Source organism: Photobacterium salinisoli (genome assembly GCF_003614885.1).
Classification (GTDB): Bacteria; Pseudomonadota; Gammaproteobacteria; order Enterobacterales; family Vibrionaceae; genus Photobacterium; species Photobacterium salinisoli.
On sequence record NZ_QZMS01000015.1, the window covers coordinates 187040 to 211975 of the forward strand.

17 protein-coding genes are annotated in these 24936 nt (G+C 54.2%); 10 read left to right on the plus strand and 7 right to left on the minus strand.

Annotated elements, in window-relative coordinates; all coding sequences use genetic code 11:
* Positions 1-45: 45 nt before the first annotated feature.
* Complete coding sequence (gene priA, locus D6M16_RS20610) at positions 46-2244, minus strand: primosomal protein N' (RefSeq protein ID WP_120513762.1); 2199 nt, start codon at positions 2242-2244, stop codon at positions 46-48.
* Positions 2245-2473: 229 nt separating this feature from the next.
* Here priA and rpmE point away from each other — a divergent pair, with 229 nt between their 5' ends.
* Together rpmE and D6M16_RS20620 are read left to right on the plus strand one after the other, a co-directional pair.
* Positions 2474-2686 carry a 50S ribosomal protein L31 gene (gene rpmE / locus D6M16_RS20615; RefSeq protein WP_046220348.1) on the plus strand — a complete coding sequence of 71 codons (213 nt, stop codon included), beginning with the start codon at positions 2474-2476 and terminating at the stop codon, positions 2684-2686.
* A 260-nt stretch (positions 2687-2946) separates the two neighbouring features.
* Positions 2947-4194 (plus strand): malic enzyme-like NAD(P)-binding protein, encoded by a 1248-nt coding sequence (locus D6M16_RS20620; RefSeq protein WP_120513763.1) that lies wholly within the window; start codon positions 2947-2949, stop codon positions 4192-4194.
* Positions 4195-4271: 77 nt separating this feature from the next.
* Here the strand turns inward: D6M16_RS20620 and metJ are convergent, their stop codons facing one another.
* Positions 4272-4589, minus strand: a complete 318-nt coding sequence (gene metJ / locus D6M16_RS20625) for a met regulon transcriptional regulator MetJ (protein ID WP_027250617.1) — start codon at positions 4587-4589, stop codon at positions 4272-4274.
* Positions 4590-4777: 188 nt separating this feature from the next.
* Here metJ and D6M16_RS20630 point away from each other — a divergent pair, with 188 nt between their 5' ends.
* The 3 genes from D6M16_RS20630 to metF all read left to right on the plus strand — a co-directional run bounded on the left by D6M16_RS20630 (position 4778) and on the right by metF (position 9533).
* Positions 4778-5947, plus strand: coding sequence for an O-succinylhomoserine (thiol)-lyase (locus tag D6M16_RS20630; RefSeq protein WP_120513764.1), 1170 nt, complete (start codon positions 4778-4780; stop codon positions 5945-5947).
* Positions 5944-8349 carry a bifunctional aspartate kinase/homoserine dehydrogenase II gene (locus tag D6M16_RS20635; protein WP_120513765.1) on the plus strand — a complete coding sequence of 802 codons (2406 nt, stop codon included), beginning with the start codon at positions 5944-5946 and terminating at the stop codon, positions 8347-8349. Before D6M16_RS20630 ends, D6M16_RS20635 begins: the two co-directional genes overlap by 4 nt.
* A 281-nt stretch (positions 8350-8630) precedes the next feature.
* Positions 8631-9533: a methylenetetrahydrofolate reductase gene (gene metF, locus D6M16_RS20640; RefSeq protein WP_120513766.1), complete on the plus strand. Its 903-nt coding sequence runs from the start codon at positions 8631-8633 to the stop codon at positions 9531-9533.
* A gap of 130 nt (positions 9534-9663) precedes the next feature.
* Here the strand turns inward: metF and D6M16_RS20645 are convergent, their stop codons facing one another.
* Together D6M16_RS20645 and ppc are read right to left on the minus strand one after the other, a co-directional pair.
* A complete protein-coding gene (locus D6M16_RS20645) occupies positions 9664-10236 on the minus strand; it encodes a PadR family transcriptional regulator (RefSeq protein WP_120513767.1) in 573 nt (190 codons plus the stop codon).
* A 366-nt stretch (positions 10237-10602) separates the two neighbouring features.
* Positions 10603-13236 carry a phosphoenolpyruvate carboxylase gene (gene ppc / locus D6M16_RS20650; RefSeq protein ID WP_120513768.1) on the minus strand — a complete coding sequence of 878 codons (2634 nt, stop codon included), beginning with the start codon at positions 13234-13236 and terminating at the stop codon, positions 10603-10605.
* A gap of 560 nt (positions 13237-13796) precedes the next feature.
* Between ppc and argC the strand changes: the two genes are divergently transcribed.
* The 4 genes from argC to argH all read left to right on the plus strand — a co-directional run bounded on the left by argC (position 13797) and on the right by argH (position 18919).
* Positions 13797-14810: an N-acetyl-gamma-glutamyl-phosphate reductase gene (gene argC, locus D6M16_RS20655; protein WP_120513769.1), complete on the plus strand. Its 1014-nt coding sequence runs from the start codon at positions 13797-13799 to the stop codon at positions 14808-14810.
* A 26-nt stretch (positions 14811-14836) separates the two neighbouring features.
* Positions 14837-15616, plus strand: coding sequence for an acetylglutamate kinase (gene argB, locus D6M16_RS20660; protein ID WP_120513770.1), 780 nt, complete (start codon positions 14837-14839; stop codon positions 15614-15616).
* Between the two features lie 144 nt (positions 15617-15760).
* Positions 15761-16969, plus strand: coding sequence for an argininosuccinate synthase (locus D6M16_RS20665; protein ID WP_046220339.1), 1209 nt, complete (start codon positions 15761-15763; stop codon positions 16967-16969).
* 72 nt (positions 16970-17041) lie between these two features.
* Positions 17042-18919, plus strand: a complete 1878-nt coding sequence (gene argH / locus D6M16_RS20670; protein ID WP_120513771.1) for an argininosuccinate lyase — start codon at positions 17042-17044, stop codon at positions 18917-18919.
* 81 nt (positions 18920-19000) lie between these two features.
* Here argH and D6M16_RS20675 read toward each other — a convergent pair whose 3' ends face one another.
* Both D6M16_RS20675 and D6M16_RS20680 read right to left on the minus strand, forming a co-directional pair.
* Entirely contained in the window at positions 19001-20452 is a 1452-nt protein-coding gene (locus D6M16_RS20675) for a dihydrolipoyl dehydrogenase (protein ID WP_120513772.1), read from the minus strand.
* A 74-nt stretch (positions 20453-20526) separates the two neighbouring features.
* Positions 20527-21255 (minus strand): glutathione peroxidase, encoded by a 729-nt coding sequence (locus D6M16_RS20680; RefSeq protein ID WP_120513773.1) that lies wholly within the window; start codon positions 21253-21255, stop codon positions 20527-20529.
* 161 nt (positions 21256-21416) lie between these two features.
* Between D6M16_RS20680 and oxyR the strand changes: the two genes are divergently transcribed.
* Positions 21417-22316 (plus strand): DNA-binding transcriptional regulator OxyR, encoded by a 900-nt coding sequence (gene oxyR / locus D6M16_RS20685; RefSeq protein ID WP_120513774.1) that lies wholly within the window; start codon positions 21417-21419, stop codon positions 22314-22316.
* Positions 22317-22386: 70 nt separating this feature from the next.
* Here the strand turns inward: oxyR and D6M16_RS20690 are convergent, their stop codons facing one another.
* A complete protein-coding gene (locus D6M16_RS20690) occupies positions 22387-24936 on the minus strand; it encodes a penicillin-binding protein 1A (protein WP_120513775.1) in 2550 nt (849 codons plus the stop codon).

A 24936-nucleotide genomic window follows, 5' to 3' on the forward strand; every position in this document is an offset into this window, starting at 1 on the left:
AATTACATTGGGCTTGTGATCCAAATCGCATTAATTATCTTATCTTCAGCTTAAATCCTGAGGTTCGACGTCCAGCGACCAGCGCACTTTCCGCGCCAATGGCAGCAAGTTAATGGCAGGACGGGCCACAGAAAGCAGAGTTTGCAGGGTTTTACGGTCGGGCGCCTGAAGCAGTAACTGCCAGCGGTAGCGACCGGCGCGGCGGGAGAGAGGTGCCGGATTGGGCCCCAGCACCAGAGTGTGAGCCTGAAACAGCGGGCTGGTTTCCAGGATCCCGCGCACCTGATGCAGAAACTGCTCGGTCAGTTCACTTTGCGCTGCTTCGGCCCGGAACAGTGCCAGGTAAGTAAACGGCGGCAGCATGGCCTGACGGCGTTCTGTCAGCGCCTGAACAGCAAAGTGGTCGTACCCTTTATAGAGCAGGGCCTGAAGCAGACTGTGTTCCGGATGGTGGGTTTGCAGCAGCACTTCGCCCGGCTTGCTGGCACGGCCTGCGCGGCCTGCGACCTGGATGAACAGCTGTGCCAGCCGCTCCGCCGCACGAAAGTCATTGCTGAACAGCGCACTGTCGACATCGACCAGAGCCACCAGAGTGACATCCGGAAAGTGGTGACCTTTGGCCAGCATCTGGGTGCCGATCAGGATCTGGTATTCCTGGTTCCTGACCGCTTCAAGGTAATTGTCCAGGCTGCCTTTGCGGCGGGTACTGTCGCGATCAATGCGCACTGTGCGGAACTCAGGGAACAAGCTGGCAAGCTGGTGTTCAAGTTGCTCGGTGCCGACTCCGACTGTCTGGAGCTGGGTCGAGCCGCATTGCTGACATTGTGGCATGACCGGACGCTGGGTCTGGCAATGGTGGCAGCGAAGCTCACCGGAATGCTGATGGTAGGTGTAATACGCGTCGCATCGCTTACATTCCGCCAGCCAGCCGCATTCGTGGCACATCAGGGCCGGCGCAAATCCGCGGCGGTTGAGGAACAGCATCACCTGATTGCCGGCGCTCAGGTGCTGGCGCATACGGGCAATCAGCGGGGCGGACAGTCCCGCCTCGAGATGGAGCCCTTTCATGTCCAGTACCCCGTGGCGGGCGGCCTGCGCGTTACCGGCGCGGCGGGTCAGATGCAGGTGGTGGTATTTGCCGGTTCTGGCATTGTGCAGGGTTTCCAGTGCCGGGGTGGCTGAACCAAGCACAATCGGAATGTTTTCTTTGTTCGCCCGCAGCACGGCCATGTCTCTGGCATGATAGCGCAGGCTGTCCTGCTGCTTATAAGACGGGTCATGCTCTTCATCGACAATAATGATGCCGAGATCCGCGAACGGGGTGAACAGGGCGGAACGGGTACCAATAATAATACCGGCCTGATTGTCGCGCCCGGCCAGCCAGGCACTGAGGCGCTCGGTATCATTCAGGCCGGAGTGAATGGTAAACAGCGGCACGTTGAAGCGACGCTGAAAACGGTTGATGGTCTGAGGCGTCAGACCAATCTCTGGCACCAGTACCAGTGCCTGTTTACCGGCGGCCAGAACCGGCTCAATCAGGTTGAGATAGACTTCGGTCTTGCCTGAACCCGTCACACCTTCCAGTAAATAACAGGCATAATCCGGGTTGGCGTTGACACTGGCAATCGCCAGCGCCTGTTCTTCGTTGAGGCGGGGTTTCTCTTCGGTGACAGCGAAATCCGTTGGCCAGTGGCCACTGTGCGCTGTGGTGTGGAAACTGTCGACCCAGCCTTTCTCGGCCAGTGTTTTCAGGGTGGCACTGTTAACGTCCTGATCGAGCAAGGCATCGTGACTCAGCGCGCCATGGCGCAGCAGCGTCAGTACTTTTGCCTGCCGCGGTGCCCGCTTGAGCGCCGACAGAGGCTGCTCTTGGCCTTTTTCTGTTAATTGCCAGTAACGAATCTCGGCATTGGCCGGTCTGCCTTTACGTAAGGCCGAAGGCAGGGCATTAGCCAGGGTATCGCCCAACGGGTATTGGTAGTAGCGGCTGGTCCATTCCAGTAACTGAAACAATGGCGGCTGCCACAGCGGTTCGCTATCGAGCACCGCCTTGAGGGGCTTGAGCTGGTCGCGGGGAAAATCGGACTGCCCGGTCAGGGCAATAACAATCCCGGTTAGCTGCTGACGGCCAAATGGCACCCGTACCCGGCCACCGACCACGGGCCGAAGGCCTGATGGGATCAGGTAGTCAAAGCTTTTGTCCAGCGGAACGGGCAGGGCAACCCTGGCGATGGTGGCAGTCATGGGTATTGGCTGATATCACTTATACTTACAGGTAGATGGCAGTGTACCTTGCACAGGGGGTGAGGCAAAGCAAGACGACACTGTGATTGCAGGTTGATCTGTGTCGGCTGATTGATTATCATACGCCGCCTATTTGTCCAGCGCCGTCGGCCTGGCAGTATTTATTAACCACGTGTGGTGCCCGGCTTTGGATCGGGAGAGCGACACGGCCTTAGCTTAGAGGTTTCCCATGAAACAAGGTATCCACCCAGAATACACAGCTGTAAACGCACGTTGTTCTTGCGGCAACGCTTTTGTCTTTAATTCAACTATGAAAAAAGACATCAACCTGGATGTGTGTGACAAATGTCACCCATTCTACACTGGTAAGCAACGTCAAGTGAGCACCGGTGGCCGTATCGACAAATTCAACAAGCGTTTCGGCGCTCTGTCTAGCAAGTAATTGCTTTAAGACACTGTCGAAAAAAAGGGACGCTCAGGCGTCCCTTTTTGCTGTCTGCGCTTTCTTCCTGCCCTTAATGACTGATTTATTTGTTGTCATTGACTCCGTTCCGTCCTCCCTGCATATCTTCTGGCCTGTCACGGTAATTGTCTTGGTATTACCAGCTTGTACGAACTAGGATTTTGTGCTGCTATCGAATATGATTGATTGTTCAATACCGAACCGAACAGAACATCCATCCATTCAGGATTCTAATAATTATGTCTGAAGATTTTCGTCAACAAGCACTTCACTATCATGCTTACCCTGTCCCCGGGAAAATTTCGGTTGAACTAAGCAAGCCTGCGAATACAGTAGAAGATCTCGCTCTGGCCTACAGCCCTGGTGTGGCTGAGCCGGTGCGTGAAATCGCCCAGAATGCAGAGAATGTGTATAAGTACACAGGTAAAGGCAACATGGTTGCTGTTATTACCAATGGTACGGCCATTCTTGGCTTGGGTAACCTTGGTCCGCTGGCTTCTAAGCCGGTCATGGAAGGCAAGGCCCTGCTGTTCAAGCGTTTCGCTGGCCTGGATTCAATTGATATCGAAGTGAAGCACCGCACTATCGACGAGTTTGTTGATACTGTGGCCAATATCGCCGACACCTTTGGCGGTATTAACCTGGAAGATATCAAAGCCCCCGATTGTTTTGAGATTGAAAAACGCCTGATTGAGCGTTGTCAGGTACCTGTGTTCCATGACGACCAGCACGGTACGGCAATTGTTACGGCTGCCGGTATGCTGAACGCACTGGAGCTACAGGGCAAAGATATCAAAGAAGCGGTGATCATCTGCCTGGGCGCCGGCGCAGCGGCCGTCGCCTGTATGGAGCTACTGATCAAATGCGGCGCGCAGCGTGAAAAAATCTACATGCTGGATCGCAAAGGTGTGATTCACACCCGTCGTGATGATATCAACGAGTATAAGCAACTGTTTGCCAACAACACAGATAAGCGCACCCTGGAAGATGTTATCGAAGGCGCGGATATCTTTGTCGGTGTTTCCGGCCCGGATCTGCTGGCGCCTGAGTCGCTGAAACTGATGGCTGACAAACCGATCGTCTTTGCCTGTTCAAACCCTGATCCGGAAATTAAACCAGAGCTGGCCCATGCGGTTCGCAATGATCTGATCATGGGAACCGGCCGTTCGGATTATCCGAACCAGGTCAATAACGTCATTTGTTTCCCGTTTATTTTCCGTGGTGCGTTGGATGTGCGTGCCAGCGAGATTAACGATGAAATGAAACTGGCTGCGGTTAATGCTATTCGTGAACTGGCCAAAGAACCGGTTCCGGCAGAAGTTGCCAAAGCCGCAGGGGTGGATAAGCTGGAGTTCGGTCCTGACTATATTATCCCTAAACCTATGGATCCGCGTTTGTTGCCTCGGGTCGCTAAAGCGGTCGCGGTTGCGGCTGTGGAATCCGGCGTTGCCCGTATCGAAATGCCTGTGGGTTACATGGAAGTGTAATGACACACAGTGTGTGCTTATGATTGAAAAAACCAGCCATATGGCTGGTTTTTTTTTATCTCAGGGCGCTATGTTGATTATTCGTTGATGTCTTCGTACTCAATGCCCAGGCTGTCCATGATGGCCTTGGCTTCTGCCGGCAAATCGTCAGGACGATCTTTGCGGATATCTTCATCCGTTGGCAGTGGCTGACCTGTATAGGCATGCAGGAATGCCTCGCACAGCAGTTCACTGTTGGTGGCGTGGCGAAGGTTGTTTACCTGACGGCGGGTGCGTTCATCTGTGAGGATTTTCAACACCTTTAATGGGATAGAGACAGTGATTTTCTTGACCTGCTCATTTTTCTTGCCGTGTTCCGCATAAGGGCTGATGTACTCACCGTTCCACTTTGCCATTGTTTACCTTCTCAGCGATATAGGGTTTTGAAATATTGTATGGGGGGAATTTTAGCGGCATTTACTGCCACAAGCAAAGACATATGGACGTCTAGAAGTGTTGACGTCTTTTTTAAATCTCGCTAAGGTTGAGGCATCTTACTCTCGTCGGCCTCTGACCTGGTCCCAGAAACAAGGAAGCAAATTACATGAGTGACAAGAAAACAGCTACTATCGCTGTTCGCAGCGGGATTGAAACCGATCAGCAATTTCGTGCAGTGGTGCCACCTATTTACTTGACCTCAACCTATGGCTTCCCTGAATTAGGGACCTTACCTCAATACGATTATTCCCGCTCAGGTAACCCAACCCGTAATTTACTGGCAGACACCCTGGCGGAGTTGGAAGGCGGGGCAGGCGGTGTGGTGACCAGCTGCGGCACGGCGGCGATTAACCTGCTGGCAACGGCACAACTGGGGCCGGATGATCTGGTTGTGGCACCTCATGACTGCTACGGCGGCACTTACCGCTTGTTCAATACCCGTGCCGGTAAAGGTGACTTCAAGGTACTTTTTGTCGATCAGGGCAACCCTCAGGCGCTGGCTGAAGCGCTGGCCAGAAAACCGAAACTGGTGTGGGTCGAAACGCCGTCCAACCCGTTGTTGCGGGTGATTGATGTCGAGCTGCTGTGCCAGCAGGCGCACGACGCAGGGGCGCTGGTCGCGGTGGATAATACTTTCCTCTCGCCGGCGCTGCAGCAGCCCATCGCGCTGGGCGCAGACTTTGTGGTGCATTCCACCACTAAATATATCAATGGTCACTCCGATGTGGTGGGCGGGGTGCTGATTGCAAAAGACAGCGATCACGCCGAGAACTTGTCCTGGTGGGCCAACTGTATCGGCGCCACTGGCGCACCGTTTGATGCCTACCTGACCCTGCGTGGTGTGCGTACTCTGATGGCGCGTATGCGTGTCCATGAAGAAAATTCCGCCCGGTTGCTGGCCTATCTGCAAACCCAGCCGCTGGTGGGTAAAATTTACCACCCCAGCTTGGCTGATCACCCTGGTCATGAGATTGCTGCCCGGCAGCAAAAAGGCTTTGGCTCCATGCTGAGTTTTGAGCTGGCTGGCAGCATGCAGCAATTGGACGTTTTTGTGGCGGCTTTGAATGATTTCTCTCTGGCTGAGTCACTGGGCGGCACGGAAAGCCTGATTGCGCATCCGGCCAGTATGACCCACCGTGCCATGTCGGATGAGGCGCAGCGCGAGGCCGGTATTTTGCCGTCACTGCTGCGTCTGTCTGTGGGCCTGGAAGATGCCGATGATTTGATTGCCGATCTGGCCCAGGCCTTTGCCAAAGCGGCGGAGATCAGTGAATGACCCTGAAACGTCAGTTGCACAAATTTGGCGGCAGCAGTTTAGCGGATGCAAGCTGTTACCATAATGTCGCCCATATTCTGGAGCAATATTCCAGCGCTGAGGATCTTGTGGTGGTCTCGGCGGCCGGAAAAACAACCAACCGGCTGATTCAGTGGCTGTCTTTGCTGAGCAAGGATGGCCGGCTGGCGCATGAAAGCCTGCAAGATTTACGCACCTTTCAGCAGCACCTGATCGAAGAACTGCTTGATGAGACAACAGCGGATGAATTGTTGACCTCGCTACACCTTGAATTCAGCGAGCTGGGCCAGCTCACCGACAGTGATATCACCCCGGCCAGACACGCTTGGGTACTCGGACACGGCGAATTGTGGTCTTCCCGGCTCTTGGCCGCGCTGCTGGCACACAAGGGTATGGCGGCACGTGCGCTGGACTCCCGGCGCTTCCTGCGTGCCGAACGCGCCGCGCAGCCGGAAGTTGACCGTGGCCGTTCACTGCCGCTGCTGCAAAATGAACTGGCGCAGCACAGTGGCCATCGCATGGTGATCACAGGTTTTATGGCCAGCAATCAAGCCGGAGAAACCGTGCTGCTGGGACGCAATGGTTCGGATTATTCCGCCACTGTCATCGGCGCTCTGGCCGGTGTCAGCCGGGTGACCATCTGGAGCGATGTCGCCGGTGTCTACAGTGCGGATCCCCGGCTGGTCAGTGATGCCTGTTTATTGCCGCTGCTGCGTCTTGATGAGGCCGACGAGCTGGCCCGTCTGGCAGCGCCTGTGCTGCACAGCCGCACGCTTCAGCCTGTCGCCCAGAGTGACATCGACCTGACGCTGCGCTGCAGTCTGCAGCCGGAATCTGGCTCTACCCGGGTAGAAAGGGTACTGGCATCGGGTCGCGGCGCCAAAATCATTACCTCTCTGGATGACGTCTGTCTGCTGGAGCTGTCAGTCTCACGTGCCCAGACTCTGGAGCAGGTGGAGCGCGAGCTGGCAACTCTGCTGCCCAAAGCGCAGCTGATCCCATTGGCTCAGTCAATTGAAACCGATAAAGGGCAGATTCTGCTGGCGTATACCGCCGAAGTGGCCAATGGGGTGCTGGCACTGCTGCAGGACAGCGGCTTACCGGCCGAGATCCGTTTGCGCGACGGTTTTACTATGGTTGCCGCAGTAGGGGCCGGGGTGGTGATCAACCCTGTGCACTGTCATGGTTTCCAGCAGCAACTCAAGGGCCAGCCGGTCGAATTTATTGCGGAAGCCGAATCCGGGCTGAGCCTGGTGGCGGTACTGCGTCAGGCCGATACCCAAGCCCTGGTTCAGCTGATTCACCAAAATCTGTTCCAGGCGCAAAAACGTATCGGTCTGATTTTGTGCGGTAAGGGCAATATCGGCAGCCGCTGGCTGGAATTGCTGGAAGAAGAAAAAGTGGCGCTGGAAAAACGTCACGGCATGAGCTTTACCCTGATAGGGGTGGCTGACAGCCGGCGCTACTGGCTGGATCTGCAGGGCATTGAGCCGCTTCAGGCACTAAGCCGGTTTGATGATGAAGCCATAGACGGTACGGACTGGCTGCCGGCCACAGGCCAGCATGACTATGATGAACTGGTGGTGCTGGATGTTACTGCCAGCAAAAGTCTGGCTGAGCGCTATCCGGAATTTGCCAGTCACGGCTTGCATCTGATCTCTGCCAACAAAGTTGCCGGCTCAGCAAAAGGCAAAGTCTACCGCGCTGTGGTCGATGCGTTCGAGAAAAGCAGCCGCCACTGGCTGTATAACGCCACTGTGGGCGCCGGGTTGCCGGTCAATCATACGGTCAAAGATTTGCGCGACAGCGGAGATACGATTATTGCCGTCTCCGGCATTTTCTCGGGCACACTTTCCTGGCTGTTCCAGCAGTTCGACGGCAGCCAGCCATTCAGCCAGTTGCTTGAACAGGCCTGGCAGCAGGGGCTGACAGAACCGGATCCGCGTCACGATCTGGACGGCAGCGACGTGATGCGAAAACTGGTCATTTTAGCGCGTGAATCCGGCCTGGCACTGGAGCCGGAGCAGGTCAAAGTTGAGTCATTGGTGCCCGAAGAGCTGGAAGCCCTGAGCCTGGACGCTTTTTTTGAGCACAGTGATGTGCTTGATGAGCGTTTGCAGGCACGCCTGAGCAAAGCAAAGCGAGAGGGAAAAGTGCTGCGCTATATCGCCCGTCTGGACAAAAATGGTCACGCCGTGGTGGGCCTGGAAGCGCTGGAGCCTGAGCACGCGCTGGCGAACCTGTTGCCCTGCGACAACATCTTTGCGATTGAAAGCCGCTGGTACCGCGACAACCCGCTGGTTATCCGCGGCCCTGGTGCGGGCAGGGATGTGACCGCTGGGGCATTACTGTCGGATTTGAACCGACTGGCCCGGCTTTTGTAAGATTTTCCCGTTATGAGATAGATCCAAAGGGTAGCCTTGAGCTGCCCTTTTTGTTTACTGTTTTGGTTTTTTCCCAGCATTAGTGCTGCCTGGCGGGCAATCGGCATAGTAAAACTCTGGACTTGAATAAAGTGGATCTTGATGTTGAGAAAAATTCATGTTCATGCGGTTGACATTAATTTGGTTACAAGACATCCTGTGGACATATAGACGTCTAAATGGTTATTTGGCGTCAGGGTTCAGAGGGAAGGCCGCAGGCCAGCAGCAGGAAGGTTTCAATTATGGGTTATTCTTACGCCAGTCACTTGGATGCATTAAATCAAAACATCGCCGATCTGAACGGTGCCATCAATGTATCATTTGAATTCTTTCCGCCAAGTTCACCTGCGATGGAAGAAACCCTCTGGTCATCCATCCATCGTCTGAAGACGCTGAAACCTAAGTTCGTGTCTGTGACTTACGGCGCCAACTCAGGCGAACGAGACCGTACTCACTCTATCATCAAAGATATTAAAGAGCAGACCGGCCTGCTGGCTGCACCTCACCTGACCTGTATCGATGCCACGCGTGATGAACTGCGTTCCATCGCCCGTGATTACTGGAAAAACGGGATCCGCAATATCGTAGCGCTGCGGGGCGATTTACCGCCACAGGGCGGTAAGCCGGACATGTATGCGGTCGATCTGGTCGAGCTGTTGCGTGCGGAAGCGGATTTCGACATTTCTGTGGCGGCTTACCCTGAAGTGCATCCGGAAGCAAAAAGTGCGCAGGCCGATCTGATTAACCTGAAGCGTAAAGTCGATGCCGGTGCCAGCCGTGCCATTACTCAGTTCTTTTTTGATGTTGAAAGCTACCTGCGCTTTCGCGACCGCTGTGTGGCCGCCGGTATTGATGTTGAAATCGTCCCGGGTATCCTGCCTGTGGTGAACATGAAGCAGGCCAAGCGCTTCGCGCAGGCCAATAATGTGAAAATCCCTAACTGGCTAGAGAAGCAATACCAGGGGCTGGATGACGATTTACTGAGCCGCCAGATGGTAGGTGCCAGCAATGCGATTGATATGGTGCGGGTACTGAGCCGTGAGGGTGTCAAAGATTTCCACTTCTATACCCTTAACCGTGCTGAGCTGACTTATGCTATCTGCCATACCTTAGGGGTGCGCGCCGAAGCTGACGTCATTGCCTGATTGCTGTATCGGACAGGAAAAGAAAAAGCCGCATTGCGGCTTTTTTTGTATCTGGCTGGCAACTGACGAATCGGCCCGTGAGTGGCAGGAGCCGATAAGTCAATGATGCCTGAGTATCGGGTCTGCAGGGTTACTCAGCGGCCATGGCGACATTGCTGTCGGCGCTGTCGATATCTTGCAGCTCCACCAGAACTTCTTCTGCCCAGTCGATCCAAGCCTGTCGGTTATGGATCCCGCGGCGCAGTGTCAGGCGATCGAGGCGCGACTGACGATCCATTTCTTTGTAATTGGCGAAATGGACTTTTTCCAGCTCGTGGTAATGGTTCATCAGGGTGTGTGATTCCTCGATCAGTGCTTCCAACTGGCGCTGCATAGGCAGTGAGTTGTGAACACCGCAAACCAGTAGTTTGGCAGAGAATTCATCACGGATGGTCGGATTGCGGGCTGGCTCCTGGAACCACTCAAACAGTGCCTGACGGCCCAGATCAGTAATAGAGTAGACCTTACGATCCGGCTTGCCTTCCTGAGGTTCCAGTTTGCAGGTAACCTGATTGTTGGTGGCCATTTTGTTTAGCTCACGGTAAACCTGCTGATGACTGGCTTTCCAGAAATAGCCGATACTGTGAGAAAACTCTTTTGTTATGTCGTAGCCGGTCGCATCGCGCGAACTCAGCACGGTCAATATGACGTGTGGTAGTGACATCTCTTCTATCCGTTAAAATACTACAAAAAAATAAACCGACCAGGCATAACGTTACCCTTCCGCTCTGAGGCGTTTTTATAATCGTCTTGTTGCAGTGCCCGGTCGAGATCACATAGGATATCATCAATTTATTCTCTGCAACCACTGGAAGCATAAATATTCTATGATGAACAGTGAGCAATTACTTATCTTGTGACGCTCGTCCAATAATGTAGACTGCGCGCAGTGCACAAAGTTTCAATCAAATTGATTCACAGCACTCATATAGACCTTAGTAGAAAGAAATAAAGATATGCTGTCTAAATTACGGACAAAAAAACAGGCCACCAGAAGGTGGCCTGTTTCATGTCACGAAGAGCCGAAATATTAACCGGTATTGCGCATACCGGCGGCAATACCGGCAATGGTGACCATCAGGGCTTCTTCCAGAATCGGCGACTCGCTCTCTTGCTGGCGGGTACGGTGCAGTAATTCCGCCTGCAGCATGTTGAGTGGCTCAACATACACATTGCGCAGCCGGATAGATTCGGCCCCCCAGGGATCCTGCTCCATCAAGTGGTCACTGTTCTCCACGTTGAGAACTACCTTGATATCGTGTTGCAGTTGATCGCGAAGTTCCTGTCCCAGCGGCCATAAACTCTTATCGGTCAGCCGCTGATCATAGTATTCGGCAATCTGGATATTGGTTTTGCTGTACACCATTTCCAGCATACCTAGTCGGGTAGAGAAGAATGGCCATTCACGGCACATTTCTTCCAGCAGCTCAGAATGGCCCTGATCGATGACATGCTGAATTGCTTTACCGGCGCCCAGCCAGGCTGGCAGCAGCAGACGGTTCTGACTCCAGGCAAAAATCCACGGGATGGCGCGCAGGCTTTCTACGCCGCCCTGAGGGTTCCGCTTGGACGGGCGTGAGCCCAGCGGCAGTTTACCCAGTTCCATTTCTGGCGTTGCCGCGCGGAAATAAGGCACGAAGGAGTCATGGCCACGCACGACAGAACGGTAGGCCTCGCAAGAGACATCTGACAGCACGTCCATTACATCACGCCATTGCTGTTTAGGTGCCGGGGGCGGCAGCAGATTGGCTTCCAGTATGGCACTGGCGTAAAGGTTCAGGCTGTTGACGGCCACGTCAGGCAGACCCAGCTTAAAGCGGATCATCTCGCCTTGCTCGGTGACCCGTAAGCCACCTTTCAGGCTGCGTGGAGGCTGAGACAGCAGGGCGGCGTGCGCAGGCGCACCGCCACGGCCAATACTGCCGCCACGGCCGTGGAACAGGGTCAGTTCAACACCTGCCTCGTCACACACATTGACCAGGGCTTCCATCGCGCGATACTGCGCCCAGCCTGCTGCGGTGACACCGGCATCTTTTGCAGAGTCAGAATAGCCGATCATCACCATTTGGTGGTTCTGGATGAAACCGCGGTACCAGTCGATGTTCATCAGCTGGGTAATGACAGACTCTGCATTATTGAGGTCGTCCAGAGTTTCAAACAGAGGGCAGACATCCAGACGGAAGGTGCAGCCGGATTCTTTCAGCAGCAAATGGACCGCCAGCACATCCGAGGCGGTACGCGCCATGGAAATGACATAAGCGCCCAGCGCCTGACGCGGCTGCTCGGCCACGACACGGCAGGTATCGAGCACTTCCTGTACCGCTTCCGATGGCTGCCAGTTACGGGGCAGCAGGGGACGATTTGACGCCAGTTCACGAACCAGGAAAGCCACTTTGTCCTGCTCGCTCCATTGGTCGTAGTCGCCCAGGCCCAGATAGCGGGTCAGTTCAGAAATGGCATTCGAATGGCGTGTGCTTTCCTGACGGATATCCAGGCGCACCAGGTGGACGCCGAAACACTGAATACGGCGCAGGGTATCAAGCAGTAACCCGTCGGCAATGATAGACATGCCGCACTCGTGCAGTGAGCGGTAACAGGCATGCAGTGGTTGCCACAACTGATCGATGTCTTCCAGGATAGCGACTTTCGGTACGCTGTCGCTGCCTTTAATCTGGGCATCGAGTACATCACGGGTCTGAGTCAGTAACGTCCGCAAGCCTTTGATGATTTCACGGTAAGGTTCGTGGGCACCATTGGCCAGTTCGCGCACTTCGCTGTTGCACTCGACCATAGACAGCTCGCTGACCAGTTCCTGAATATCATTGAGGTACAGGTCGGCGGCTTTCCAGCGCGACAGCAGTAAGACTTCACGGGTAATTTCAGCCGTCACAAACGGGTTGCCGTCACGGTCGCCGCCCATCCAGGACGAGAACTTGACCGGTGCAGCGTCCAGCGGCAGGCTCTCACCAAGGTGCTGGTGCAGTTTCTCATCGAACTGACGCAGAAATTCCGGAACCGCCTGCCACAGTGAATTTTCAACCACGGCAAATCCCCACTTGGCTTCATCAAGCGGGCTGGGGCGTTGTTTACGGATCACGTCGGAATGCCAGGCCTGAGCGATCAGTTGCTCGAGGCGGCGTTCGGCTTTCTGTCGTTCGCGGTGAGAGAGTTCGCTCAGCTCGAGTTTAGACAGGCATTTGTTGATTTGCACCAGCTTGTGGATCATGGTGCGGCGTGCAATTTCGGTCGGGTGGGCTGTCAGCACCAGTTCGATATTCAAATCGCGGACCGCTTGCAACGAGTCGAGCTCGCCGATCTTTTCGTCTTTCAGTTTGGCGAACAGCGAATCCATTTCATCCGGATTACATACCAGCTCCTCGCAATGGCGAGAAATCGTATGGTACTGCTCGGCGATGTTGGTGAGGTTGAGGAACTGACTGAACGCGTGAGTCACAGGCAGCAACTGATCGTCCGGCAGGTTCTGCAACTCTGTGATCAGTTTTTCCCGGTCATCGCTGTTGCCGGCGCAGGCCGACTTAGACAGTTTCCGAATGGTTTCTACTTTCTCGAGCAGTTCGCTGCCATGGGCGTCCTTGATTGTATTACCCAGCAAGTGACCAAGCATACTGACATTGCTTTTTAACGCACTGTACTTTTCGTTCATATCGCATCCATATCGTAATTTTGTTACATCCAATCGCCAAGGCGTAGCCAACAATCTAGCCTTCATTGGGGCAAAAGGTCAATAAGTGCACCCTTTTTAGACCAAAATCCCATCAGTTTATCCCGCATAAGGGCGCTGTGTGTCTCATTCCTGTAATTTACTTTCTTTACCTTTACAGTTTCAGCGTGCGCTTTAACACTGCCTCTGCGCCAGATAAGGCATTTTTTCTTCTGCTTCTCTTGACACAAAAGGCAGGAAAAGGTAAATATAAAAATTCATAATAAGTGAATAAAAATATTCTTTGCAATTGCAGGGTTCGCTCGAACCTTTCTTACCAAAGAATCACGTTTAACAACTCTTTTATCCGAATGACCAGAGGCTATCAGTAGTAGTATGAACCAGGCGATGAATTACAAGCAGTATTCCTTCCGACGACGCTAAGTCTCTATCGCCTGGTGCCTCTGGCACCTTTCTCTTGCGCCTGCCCGGCGCCACGCGCTGAACACAGCAATCATATTTTCTTGATAGTGAATTTCACAACGATGACAACGGGATCCAATATGTTGAACACATCTATCATTGGTGCCAGCGGTTATACCGGCGCAGAGCTGGCCGCTATGGTCCATAAGCACCCGCATCTGCAATTGGCAGGGCTTTATGTGTCAGAAAACAGTCTGGACGCGAATAAGGCGATCAGTGAACTGCATGGCCAGTTGCGCGGGCAGATTGATCTGCCACTGCAACCTTTGACGGATGTGGCCGCGGTGGCACAGGCGTCCGATATTGTGCTGCTGGCAACAGCGCATGAAGTCAGCCATGGCCTGGCGCCTGTTTTCCTGGCTGCTGGCTGTCAGGTGTTTGATCTTTCAGGTGCTTTTCGGGTGAAGGGCGATGAATTCTATACTCAGTATTACGGTTTCACGCATCAGCATGCGAACTGGCTGGATGCGGCTGTTTACGGTCTGGCGGAGTGGAATGCTGAATCGATAGCGCACGCCCAGTTAGTGGCTGTACCCGGCTGTTATCCGACGGCGTCGCAGCTGGCTCTGAAACCCTTGCTGGCCGCGGGCTTGCTCGATACCCAGCAATGGCCGGTAATTAATGCCGTCAGCGGTGTGTCAGGTGCAGGCCGGAAAGCCAGCATGACCAACAGTTTTTGCGAAGTCAGCCTGATGGCATACGGTGTCTTTACCCATCGTCATCAACCGGAAATTTCCGCGCACCTGGGGACAGATGTCATCTTTACCCCGCATCTGGGCAATTTCAAACGGGGCATTCTGGCCACTATTACGGCCAAGCTGGCACCCGGGGCGAGCCCTGAAGCAGTGACGGCAGCGATGGAAGCGGCCTATAACCAGCCGGGGAATCAGGCGGTGCGGCTTTTAGGCAATAACGCAGCACGTTTGCAGGATGTGGTGAATACTTGCTTCTGTGATATCGGCTGGAAAGTGCAGGGACAGCATGTAATTGTCACGTCGGCTATCGATAACTTATTAAAAGGCGCATCGTCTCAGGCGATGCAATGCATAAATATTCGCAATGGTTTTGCGCCATTGACTGCGTTGGTTGGTTAAGTCTGGCTGTTGAGAGGAGAACCGGGATGGAACAGTCGCCGTTAGTAATCAAATTGGGTGGAGCAGTGCTGTCGTGCACCGACACGCTGGAAAAAGTATTTGGTGCCATCAATGCCTATCAGGCTAAGGCCAACAGGCCTTTGGTGCTGGTCCATGGCGGCGGCTATCTGGTCGATGACCTGATGAAAAAACTGAATCTGCCAACGGTTAAAAAGCAGGGGTTACGTGTGACTCCAGCTGACCAAATTGGCGTAATTGCCGGCGCGCTGGCGGGGACGGCCAATAAAATGCTGCAGGGCCAGGCCATCAAGTCCGGCGTGAAAGCCGTGGGATTAAGCCTGGCAGACGGTGGTTTGTGTCAGGTTACTGAGTTGGACCCTGAGCTGGGTGCGGTCGGCAAAGCCGCCCCGGGAAACAGCCACTTAGTGTCCGGCATCATAGCGGCAGGTTATCTGCCGATTGTCAGCTCGATTGGCCTCACGGCGGACGGTGAGCTGATGAATGTGAATGCTGATCAGGCGGCGGTGGCCGTGGCCGCGGCGCTGGATGCCGAACTGGTGTTGCTGTCGGATGTCAGTGGCGTGCTGGATGGTAAAGGGCATCTGATTGCCTCTTTGAGCGAGCCTCAGGCGGATGCGCTGATCCAGCAGGCCGTGATTACCGATGGCATGATTGTCAAAGTGAAAGCCGCGTTTGAGGCAGCCAAAGGCTTGGGGCGTTCAGTTGAAATTGCAGGCTGGCGTTACCCTGAGCAGTTGGTGAATTTGTTTGACGGTGAGCAAATCGGCACCCGATTTGTGCTCTGAACCAGCAGAATTGAGTACAAACGCTGGCGGCAAACCGGCGTTTGGATATAAAAATTACCCTTATTTCGTTTGATGTTTCAAACAGTAAAGATTGATATCGCCTGAACGGGTAGACCGTCGAGCAGGCAACAAAGGAGAGTAACAATGAGCAAGGTGAGTAAAGTTGTATTGGCATATTCCGGCGGTCTGGATACTTCGGCCATCATTCCATGGCTGAAAGAGAACTATGACTGTGAAGTGATTGCCTTCGTGGCCGATGTGGGCCAGGGTGAAGAGGAACTGGTCGGGATTGAAGAGAAGGCTCTGGCTTCAGGTGCATCGGCTTGTTATATCGCCGATCTGAAAGAAGAAATGGTCAAAGACTATATCTATCCAAGCCTGAAAACCGGCGCTGTCTATGAAGGTAAATACCTGCTGGGTACCTCAATGGCCCGTCCTATTATCGCCAAAGCGCAGGTTGAATGTGCGCTGGAAGTGGGGGCGGATGCCCTGTGTCACGGTTGCACCGGTAAAGGCAACGACCAGGTGCGTTTTGAAAGTGCCTACGCGGCCCTGGCACCACAACTGACTGTGATTGCCCCGTGGCGTGAATGGGATCTGCGCAGCCGTGAAGCCCTGCTTGATTACCTGGCCGAGCGTAAGATTCCAACTACGGCAACGCTGGAAAAAATTTATTCCCGTGACGCGAATGCCTGGCACATTTCAACCGAAGGCGGCGTACTGGAAAACACCTGGAATCAGTCTAATGAACTGTGCTGGGTATGGACTAAAGATCCTGAAGATGCCCCGAACACCCCGGAAGAAGTGTCTGTACTGATCGAAAAAGGTGAAATTGTGGCGGTAGACGGCAAAGCCATGTCGCCGTATGAAGCTCTGGTGTACCTGAACAAGAAGGGTGCCGAGCACGGTGTTGGCCGTATCGACATCGTCGAGAACCGTCTGGTTGGTATCAAATCCCGTGGTTGCTATGAGACACCGGGGGGCACCATCATGATGGAAGCTCTGCGTGCCGTTGAACAGCTGGTACTGGACAAAGAGTCGTTTGAATTCCGTGAAAGCATTGGTCTGAAAGCTTCTCACCTGATTTACGATGGTCGTTGGTTCACGCCTCTGTGCCGTTCACTGCTGGCCGCGGCGAATGAGCTGGCGCAGGACGTCAATGGCGAAGTGGTACTGAAGCTGTACAAAGGTCAGGTAACTGCCGTTCAGAAACGTTCGCCAAACAGCCTGTATTCTGAAGAGTTCGCTACCTTCGGTGAAGACGAAGTGTACGACCACAGCCATGCGGGTGGCTTTATCCGCCTGTACTCGCTGGCAAGCCGTATCCGTGCCCTGAACGAACAGAAAAAATAATCTAACTAGCGTAAAGCGCATTACTAACAAAGACATGTGAGCAAGTCGGTCGTACAGCAAAGGAGAAGTACCATGGCACTATGGGGCGGACGTTTTAGTCAGGCAGCAGATACTCGGTTCAAGCAGTTTAACGATTCCCTGCGTTTTGATTACCGCCTGGCGGAGCAAGACATCGTTGGCTCGGTGGCCTGGTCCAAAGCACTGCGTCAGGTCGGGGTACTGACCGAAGAGGAGCAGCAGAAGCTGGAGCTGGCACTTAATGAGCTCAAGCTGGCTGTGATGGAGGATCCGCAACAGATCCTCCAGTCTGACGCCGAAGACATCCACAGCTGGGTTGAGCAACAGCTTATCCACCGCGTGGGTGATTTGGGCAAAAAGCTGCACACCGGCCGTTCACGTAACGATCAGGTGGCGACCGATCTCAAACTGTGGTGCCGTCAGCAAGGACATCAGTTACTCATGATGCTGGACCATCTGCAAAGCCAGCTCACCACAGTGGCCAGAGAACATCAGGCCACTGTGCTGCCGGGATATACCCACCTGCAGCGTGCTCAGCCGGTGACTTTTGCCCACTGGTGTCTGGCTTATGTGGAAATGTTCGAACGGGACCATTCTCGTCTCAGTGATGCGCTGCACCGGTTAGATACCTGTCCGCTGGGCTCTGGTGCGTTGGCCGGTACGGCTTACCCGATTGACCGTGAAGCTCTGGCTCACAGTCTGGGTTTCCACCGGGCAACCCGTAACAGTCTGGACTCTGTGTCGGACCGTGATCATGTGATGGAGCTGTTGTCGACGGCGTCGATTTCCATGCTGCATTTGTCGCGGCTGGCAGAAGACATGATCTTCTACAATTCGGGCGAGTCTAACTTCATTGAGCTGGCCGATACTGTCACTTCAGGTTCTTCCCTGATGCCGCAGAAAAAGAACCCGGATGCGCTGGAGCTGATCCGTGGTAAGTGTGGCCGGGTATACGGTTCACTGGCAGGCATGATGATGACAGTCAAAGCGCTGCCGCTGGCTTACAACAAAGACATGCAGGAAGACAAAGAAGGCTTGTTCGACGCACTGGACACCTGGCATGAATGCATGGAAATGGCTGCGCTGTGTTTTGACGGTATCAAGGTCAATAAAGATCGGACGCTTGAAGCGGCGATGCAGGGGTATTCGAATGCCACTGAGCTGGCCGATTACCTGGTAGCCAAAGGTATTCCTTTCCGTGAAGCACACCATATCGTGGGCGTGGCTGTCGTCGCGGCTATCGAAAAAGGCTGTGCGCTGGAAGAGCTGTCACTGGAGGAGATGAAAGCCTTCTCGCCTGTGATTGCGGAGGATGTGTATCCGATTCTGACGATTGAGTCCTGTCTGGAGAAACGCTGTGCCCTCGGCGGTGTCGCACCGAATCAGGTTGATCACGCCCTTTCCCAGACGGAAAAACGTTTGTCGAAACGCCATGCGCCGGGTGTGAAAGTGCGGGGAGCGCGGCTGACGGATCTTGATGCCATTGAAGGTATGGTGGCTTACTGGGCCGGACTGGGCGAGAACCTGCCGCGGCCGCGTAATGAACTGGTGCGTGATATCGGCTCATTTGCCGTGGCAGAAACGCAGGGGGTGGTCACAGGTTGTGCGTCGCTTTATGTCTACGACTCTGGGCTGGCGGAAATCCGCTCACTGGGTATAGAGGCGGGCTGGCAACACCAGGGGCAGGGTAAGGCACTGATTCAGCATTTGCTGGAAAAAGCCAGCCAGATGGCCATCAAGCGGGTGTTTGTGCTGACCCGTGTGCCTGAATTTTTCATGAAGCAGGAGTTTATTCCGACTTCAAAATCGCTGCTGCCGGAGAAAGTCATGAAAGACTGCGATATGTGTCCTCGTCAGCATGCCTGTGACGAGGTGGCACTGGAAGTCAGATTAGATCAGCAGCATGTGATTCCGAGCGTGAATGTCGCCTGATATTCACACTGTCTGCGAGTTAATAAAAAAGCGCCGGTTATCCGGCGCTTTTGCTTTCCCGTCAGTGCTATTTGGATTTCATTAACAGCCGGGGCCGCAGTCCATGCAGTGTTTGATCATTTCTGGCCCCAGATGCAGTTTGGCGTTGAGATCACGCAGTGCGGTACGGACACCTTCCTCGATCACCGGATGGTAAAAGGGCATGTCCAGCATTTGCGCCACTGTCATCTTGCTCTGGTGTGCCCAGGCCAGTAAATGCGCCAGATGTTCAGCATTCGGCCCCATCATCTCGGCTCCCAGAAAACGGCCGGTGCCATGTTCGCCGTACAGGTTCAGTATGCCCTTATTGCGCAGCATCACCCGCGAGCGGCCTTGGTTCTCGAACGAGACAGTCCCGACCTCGAAGCAGCCGCAGTTGCCCAGTCGCTCGGTAATCTCGCGACGACTTTCGCCAACCATCGCAATTTGTGGTTCGGTGAACACCACGGAAATTTTCGAACGACGCAGCCCGGCGCGAATATCCGGGAAGCGGCCGGCATTGTCACCGGCTATCCGGCCCTGATCGGCAGCTTCGTGCAGCAAAGGCAACTGGTTGCTGGCATCACCGGCAATGAAAATTGATGCGACCGAAGTTTGCAGAGTGAAATGATCGGCGACCGGCACGCCGCGCTCATCCAGTTCCATATCTGTGTTTTCAATCGCCAGCTTATCTGTGTTCGGGCGACGACCTGTCGCGGCCAGCACATAGTCAAACGTCTGAGTTTCCAGCTCGCCTGATTTATTGAGGAACTGAATCTCAACGCGGTCGCCGATGCGTTTCATGCTTTCGACTTTGACATCGGCATCCAGGTACAGCTCGTCATTGAGTGCAGTATTGGCATACGCCATGACTTCATCGTCTGTCAGCGGACCGACCTGACCGCCGAGACCGAAGATCTTGACCTCAACCCCGAGGCGATGCAGCGCCTGACCCAGCTCCAGTCCGATCACACCCGGACCGAATACCGCCACCGAGGCCGGCAGATCTTCCCAGTCAAAGACATCATCATTGATCACCATGCGGTCACCCAGCTCATTCCATGCGCCGGGATAGGCCGGACGGGAGCCGGTGGCAATCACAATCCGCTTGGCTTCAATACGGGTGTGGCCGTCGACCTCAAGTGTGGTGTTATCAACAAATCTGGCATAGCCGCTGATTTTGTCTTCTGACGGAATCTCATCGACGCTCTCCAGCACGAAACCAACGAAGCGGTCACGCTCACGTTTGACCCGGTCCATGACTTCGCGGCCGTTGATCTGAATTTCGCCTTGCGGATGAACACCAAAGGCGGGGGCTTTTTCAATGTTGTGGACGCTTTCGGCAGCGGCAATGAGTAATTTCGATGGCATGCAACCCACACGGGCACAGGTGGTGCCGTATGGGCCACCTTCGATCATGACTACGCTGTCAGTGTGCGCTTTGGCGGCGCGGTAAGCACCCAGGCCAGCCGTACCACCACCAATGACGGCCACATCCACGGTTAAGGTTTTCATCTTTTCTCTCCAACGACATTCAGTTCAACGGTGTGCAATCTGGCAGGGCGTTCAGCCCTGCCTTGGGGAATGGCTTAAGCCAAGTAGGCTTCCAGCTCTTCGCTGCCGCCGATGTGCTTGCCACCAATAAAGACCTGAGGCACTGTGCTGCGACCAGAGACAGCGCGCAGGCTTACCGTGGTGGCATCTTTACCCAGGATAACCTCTTCAAACTGAAGACCTTTGTCGATCAGGTTCTGCTTCGCCTTGGCACAGAACGGGCAGCCCGGTTTAGTGAAAATGGTAACCGACTCCTGCAGTTTATGGTCAGGGGCGATATAGTTCAGCATAGTATCAGCGTCAGAAACGTTGAACGGGTCGCCCGGTTCGTCGTTCTCGATAAACATTTTTGTGACAACGCCGTTTTTCACCAGCATGCTGTAGCGCCATGAACGGTCACCGAAGCCCAGGTCGTTTTTCTGTACCAGCATGCCCATGCCTTTAGTGAACTCGCCGTTACCGTCCGGGATGAAAGTAATGTTTTCCGCGTCCTGATCGGCTTTCCAGGCATTCATTACAAAAGTGTCGTTGACAGATACACACAGGATGTCATCCACGCCGTGTGCAGCAAAGACAGAAGCCAGCTCGTTGTAACGCGGCAGGTGGCTGGATGAGCAGGTTGGCGTGAACGCGCCTGGCAGGCTGAACACGACTACGGTTTTGTTGCTGAACAGCTCATCGGTGGTTACGTCGACCCACTGATCGCCCTGACGGGTACGGAAAGTAACTTGTGGAATCGCTTGACCTTCTTTTGATGTAAACATGTTGTTCTCCTGCTGGATATTTTGATTTCAATATTTTGTGGAACGTTTTTGTCTTGTTCCTGTTGATGGGGCTAGTATGCGAAATTTGGATTGATAGCTCTAATCGTTTGCTGTTATCTTATCAATCGTTAATTTCTATTAAATAAAATGGGAACTGATTGATGAATATCCGAGATCTCGAATATCTGGTGGCACTGTCTGAGCACCGTCATTTCCGAAAAGCGGCAGAGGCGTGCTTTGTCAGTCAGCCGACCCTGAGCGGGCAGATACGTAAGCTGGAAACCGAGTTAGGGGTGTCTTTGCTGGAGCGCACCAGCCGCAAGGTGCTGTTTACGGATGTCGGGCTCAGTCTGGTGACTCAGGCAAGAAAGGTGCTGCACGAAGTTAAAGTACTGGCAGAAATGGCCAGTCAGCAGGGGGAAAGCATGGCCGGCCCGCTGCATGTCGGCTTTATTCCTACTGTCGGGCCGTATTTATTGCCTCTGATTATTCCAGCACTTAAAGCGGCATTTCCCCAGTTAGAGTTGTATCTGCATGAAGCGCAGACTCAGGTGCTGGTGCAGCAATTAGAAGAAGGCAAACTGGACTGCATCATTCTGGCGGCTGTAAAAGAAAGCGAGCATTTCAAAGAGCTGTCTCTTTATCATGAACCTATGGTGCTGGCGGTGCCGGAGGGGCATCCCTGGGCGGACAGAAGTGAGTTGCCAATGCACGAGCTGAATGGTCATACGCTGCTGATGCTGGGTGACGGACACTGTCTGCGGGATCAGGCGATGGGTTTTTGCTTTGCTGCCGGCGCGAAGGAGGACGGCAGTTTCAAGGCAACCAGTCTGGAAACCCTGCGCAATATGGTGGCAGCCGGCAGTGGTATAACCTTGCTGCCTAAGCTGGCAACGCCTCATGCGACCAAGCGGGATGGCGTGTGCTATCTGAAAGCCTGTGATCCTGAACCGAGCCGTTTAATTACGCTGGCTTACCGTCCCGGTTCACCGCTCAAAGGTCGCTATGAACAGCTGGCGGAGCAAATCAGGCGCAGTATCAGTCTGCATCTGGACAGTTAAGAAAAAACAAGCGCGCCTGAAGGCGCGCTTGTTTTTTTCGTGCTCAGACCCTGTTGTTCAGAGCGGTTAATCAGAACAGTTCGTCCGAACTGTCGGATTCAAACAGGCCGCCGTCGCTGCCTCCTTCACCGACATACTCTTTCGGTTCACTGCCCTGAATGAAGTACTCGAACATAGAAGTATAATCATTCTTTTTGGTCAGCTTGCCCGTGTCACGGTCGATACGTACCTGAACTATGTTGGGCGGCAATTGCTTGTGTTGTTCTGGCACATCCTGCAGCGCCTGCTCCATGAAGCCTATCCAGGCGGGTTGCGCTGTTTTGGCTCCGGCTTCCGCGCCGGCCGTTTGATCATCATCAATGTTGGGGTTAGTACTGGTACGGCCCAGTTCACGGCTGTGATTATCAAAGCCTACCCAGGCGGTGGCGACAATACCGGGCCCGAACCCTGTATACCAGGCATCTTTGGAATCGTTGGTGGTACCGGTTTTCCCCCCGATATCACGGCGTTTCAGTACCTGGCCCCGCCAGCCTGTGCCGTTCCAGCCACTGCCATGGCGCCAGTCACCGCCGCCCCAGATATTGCTTTCCAGCATTTCACGAACCAGAAAAGCGTTCTGCTCGGTGACAACTTGCGGTGCGATGCGAATCGGTTGCTGATCGGCTTCAGTGGCACTGCCCGTCGGGCCCAGTTCTTCCTCACTGATGGCGATGTCATGCATCACCGCGCGGCTGGCCACCACATGGTTACCGGCCAGCTGCTCTTTGCGCTGGCAATCATCATTACAGACAACATTCGGATGGGCCTGATACACCAGGTTGCCGTAGGCATCTTCCACGCGTTCGATGAAATAAGGCTCAACAAAGTAGCCGCCATTTGCAAACACAGAGAAACCCTGCACCATTTCCAGCGGGGTCAGGCTGCCGGCACCCAGAGCGATGGCTTCTGCCCGGGGGATATCTTCACGCTTGAAACCAAAGCGGGTCAGGTAGCTGATGGTATCGTCCAGTCCAACATCTTGCAGGACGCGGACCGCCATAACGTTTTTCGACTGCGCCAGGCCGATACGCAGACGGGTAGGGCCATTGTATGTCGGCGGTGAGTTTTTCGGGCGCCAGGCGGTGCCCATGCTTTTATCCCAGCTGTTCACCGGTGCGTCGTTGATCAGAGTCGCCAGTGTCATACCTGAGTTCAGACCGGCTGAATAAATAAACGGCTTGATGCTCGAACCTACCTGGCGGATAGATTGGGTTGCCCGGTTAAATTTGCTGTGGACAAAGTTAAACCCGCCCACCATGGCCTGCACTGCGCCATTGTATGGCGAAATGGCGACAAAGGCGGTGTTGGCGTCGGGCACCTGGCTCAGCACCCAGCTCTCACCTTTCTGCTGTACCCAGATTTGCTGGCCCGGTGCCAGGATCTCAGGCGCTGACTTCGGTGCCGGGCCCTGGCTGGAGTCGGTAATGAAGCGGCGTGCCCACTTCATGCCATCCCACTCGAGACTCTGGTGCTGGCCGCTGCGCAGGACGACTTCCGCGCTTTTCTGGTCAACCTTGATCACCACGGCAGGCTCCAGCTCCCCGTAGCTTGGTTGTTTGGCCAGATGATCCAGGATCATCTGCTCATCCCATACCGCCTGTTCCGGCATCCACAGGGTGGCCACCGCACCCCGGAAACCGTGGCGCTGGTCATAATCCATCAGGTTTTGTATGGCGGCCTGTTGTGCTGCCCGCTGCAATTTGGGGTTAACCGTGGTGAACACTTTCATGCCGGAGGTGTAGGCATCTTCACCGTAGCGATCCAGCATCCAGGCTCTGGCGCGTTCGGCAAAGTAAGGGGCATTGAGCGCAATTTCCGCACCGTGATAGCGGGCTACGATTGGCTCTGCTTTGGCCTGTTCGAATTCAGTCCGGGTGATGTAGCCTTCATCCAGCATACGGCTCAAGACGACATTACGGCGCGTGGTTGCCCGATCCAGCGAGTAGATAGGGTTCATGGTGGAAGGCGCTTTCGGCAGGCCGCCAATGATGGCGATTTCGCTCAGCGTCAGCTGGCTGACGTCTTTACCAAAATAGACCTGCGCCGCTGCACCGACGCCATAGGCCCGGTAACCCAGGTAAATTTTGTTCAGGTACAGCTCCAGGATTTCATCTTTGCTCAGCAGCTGTTCAATGTGAACAGCGATGAAAATCTCTTTGATTTTACGCATGATTTTTTTCTCATTACTGAGGAAAAAGTTACGCGCAAGCTGCTGGGTAATGGTACTGGCGCCTTGCTTAGCCGAACCTGAGGTCGCTACCACAAAGGCCGCACGGGCGATGCCGATAGGGTCGATGCCCGGGTGATCGTAATAGCGGCTGTCTTCGGTCGCGATCACCGCATTGATCATCTGCTGAGGTATTTGATCCAGAGTCAGCGGAATGCGGCGCTTTTCACCAAACTGGGAAATCAGTTCGCCGTCAGCACTGTAGACCTGCATAGGTGTTTGTAACTCAACGTTTTTAAGCGTTGCGACATCAGGGAGATTCGGTTTCAGATAAAGGTAGAAACCAAAAATCGTGCTGACTCCAAGAATGATGCAAATGATTGCAAAAATAAATAATCGCTTTATGAACTTCAC

Bases quoted from the DNA above. Each gene is read 5' to 3' on its own strand.
- argC (WP_120513769.1), top strand. From the start codon at position 13,797: ATGTTGAACACATCTATCATTGGTGCCAGCGGTTATACCGGCGCAGAG.
- oxyR (WP_120513774.1), top strand. From the start codon at position 21,417: ATGAATATCCGAGATCTCGAATATCTGGTGGCACTGTCTGAGCACCGT.
- ppc (WP_120513768.1), bottom strand. From the start codon at position 13,236: ATGAACGAAAAGTACAGTGCGTTAAAAAGCAATGTCAGTATGCTTGGT.
- D6M16_RS20635 (WP_120513765.1), top strand. From the start codon at position 5,944: ATGACCCTGAAACGTCAGTTGCACAAATTTGGCGGCAGCAGTTTAGCG.
- metF (WP_120513766.1), top strand. From the start codon at position 8,631: ATGGGTTATTCTTACGCCAGTCACTTGGATGCATTAAATCAAAACATC.
- D6M16_RS20680 (WP_120513773.1), bottom strand. From the start codon at position 21,255: ATGTTTACATCAAAAGAAGGTCAAGCGATTCCACAAGTTACTTTCCGT.
- argB (WP_120513770.1), top strand. From the start codon at position 14,837: ATGGAACAGTCGCCGTTAGTAATCAAATTGGGTGGAGCAGTGCTGTCG.
- argH (WP_120513771.1), top strand. From the start codon at position 17,042: ATGGCACTATGGGGCGGACGTTTTAGTCAGGCAGCAGATACTCGGTTC.
- D6M16_RS20645 (WP_120513767.1), bottom strand. From the start codon at position 10,236: ATGTCACTACCACACGTCATATTGACCGTGCTGAGTTCGCGCGATGCG.
- D6M16_RS20620 (WP_120513763.1), top strand. From the start codon at position 2,947: ATGTCTGAAGATTTTCGTCAACAAGCACTTCACTATCATGCTTACCCT.
- D6M16_RS20665 (WP_046220339.1), top strand. From the start codon at position 15,761: ATGAGCAAGGTGAGTAAAGTTGTATTGGCATATTCCGGCGGTCTGGAT.
- rpmE (WP_046220348.1), top strand. From the start codon at position 2,474: ATGAAACAAGGTATCCACCCAGAATACACAGCTGTAAACGCACGTTGT.
- metJ (WP_027250617.1), bottom strand. From the start codon at position 4,589: ATGGCAAAGTGGAACGGTGAGTACATCAGCCCTTATGCGGAACACGGC.
- priA (WP_120513762.1), bottom strand. From the start codon at position 2,244: ATGACTGCCACCATCGCCAGGGTTGCCCTGCCCGTTCCGCTGGACAAA.
- D6M16_RS20630 (WP_120513764.1), top strand. From the start codon at position 4,778: ATGAGTGACAAGAAAACAGCTACTATCGCTGTTCGCAGCGGGATTGAA.
- D6M16_RS20675 (WP_120513772.1), bottom strand. From the start codon at position 20,452: ATGAAAACCTTAACCGTGGATGTGGCCGTCATTGGTGGTGGTACGGCT.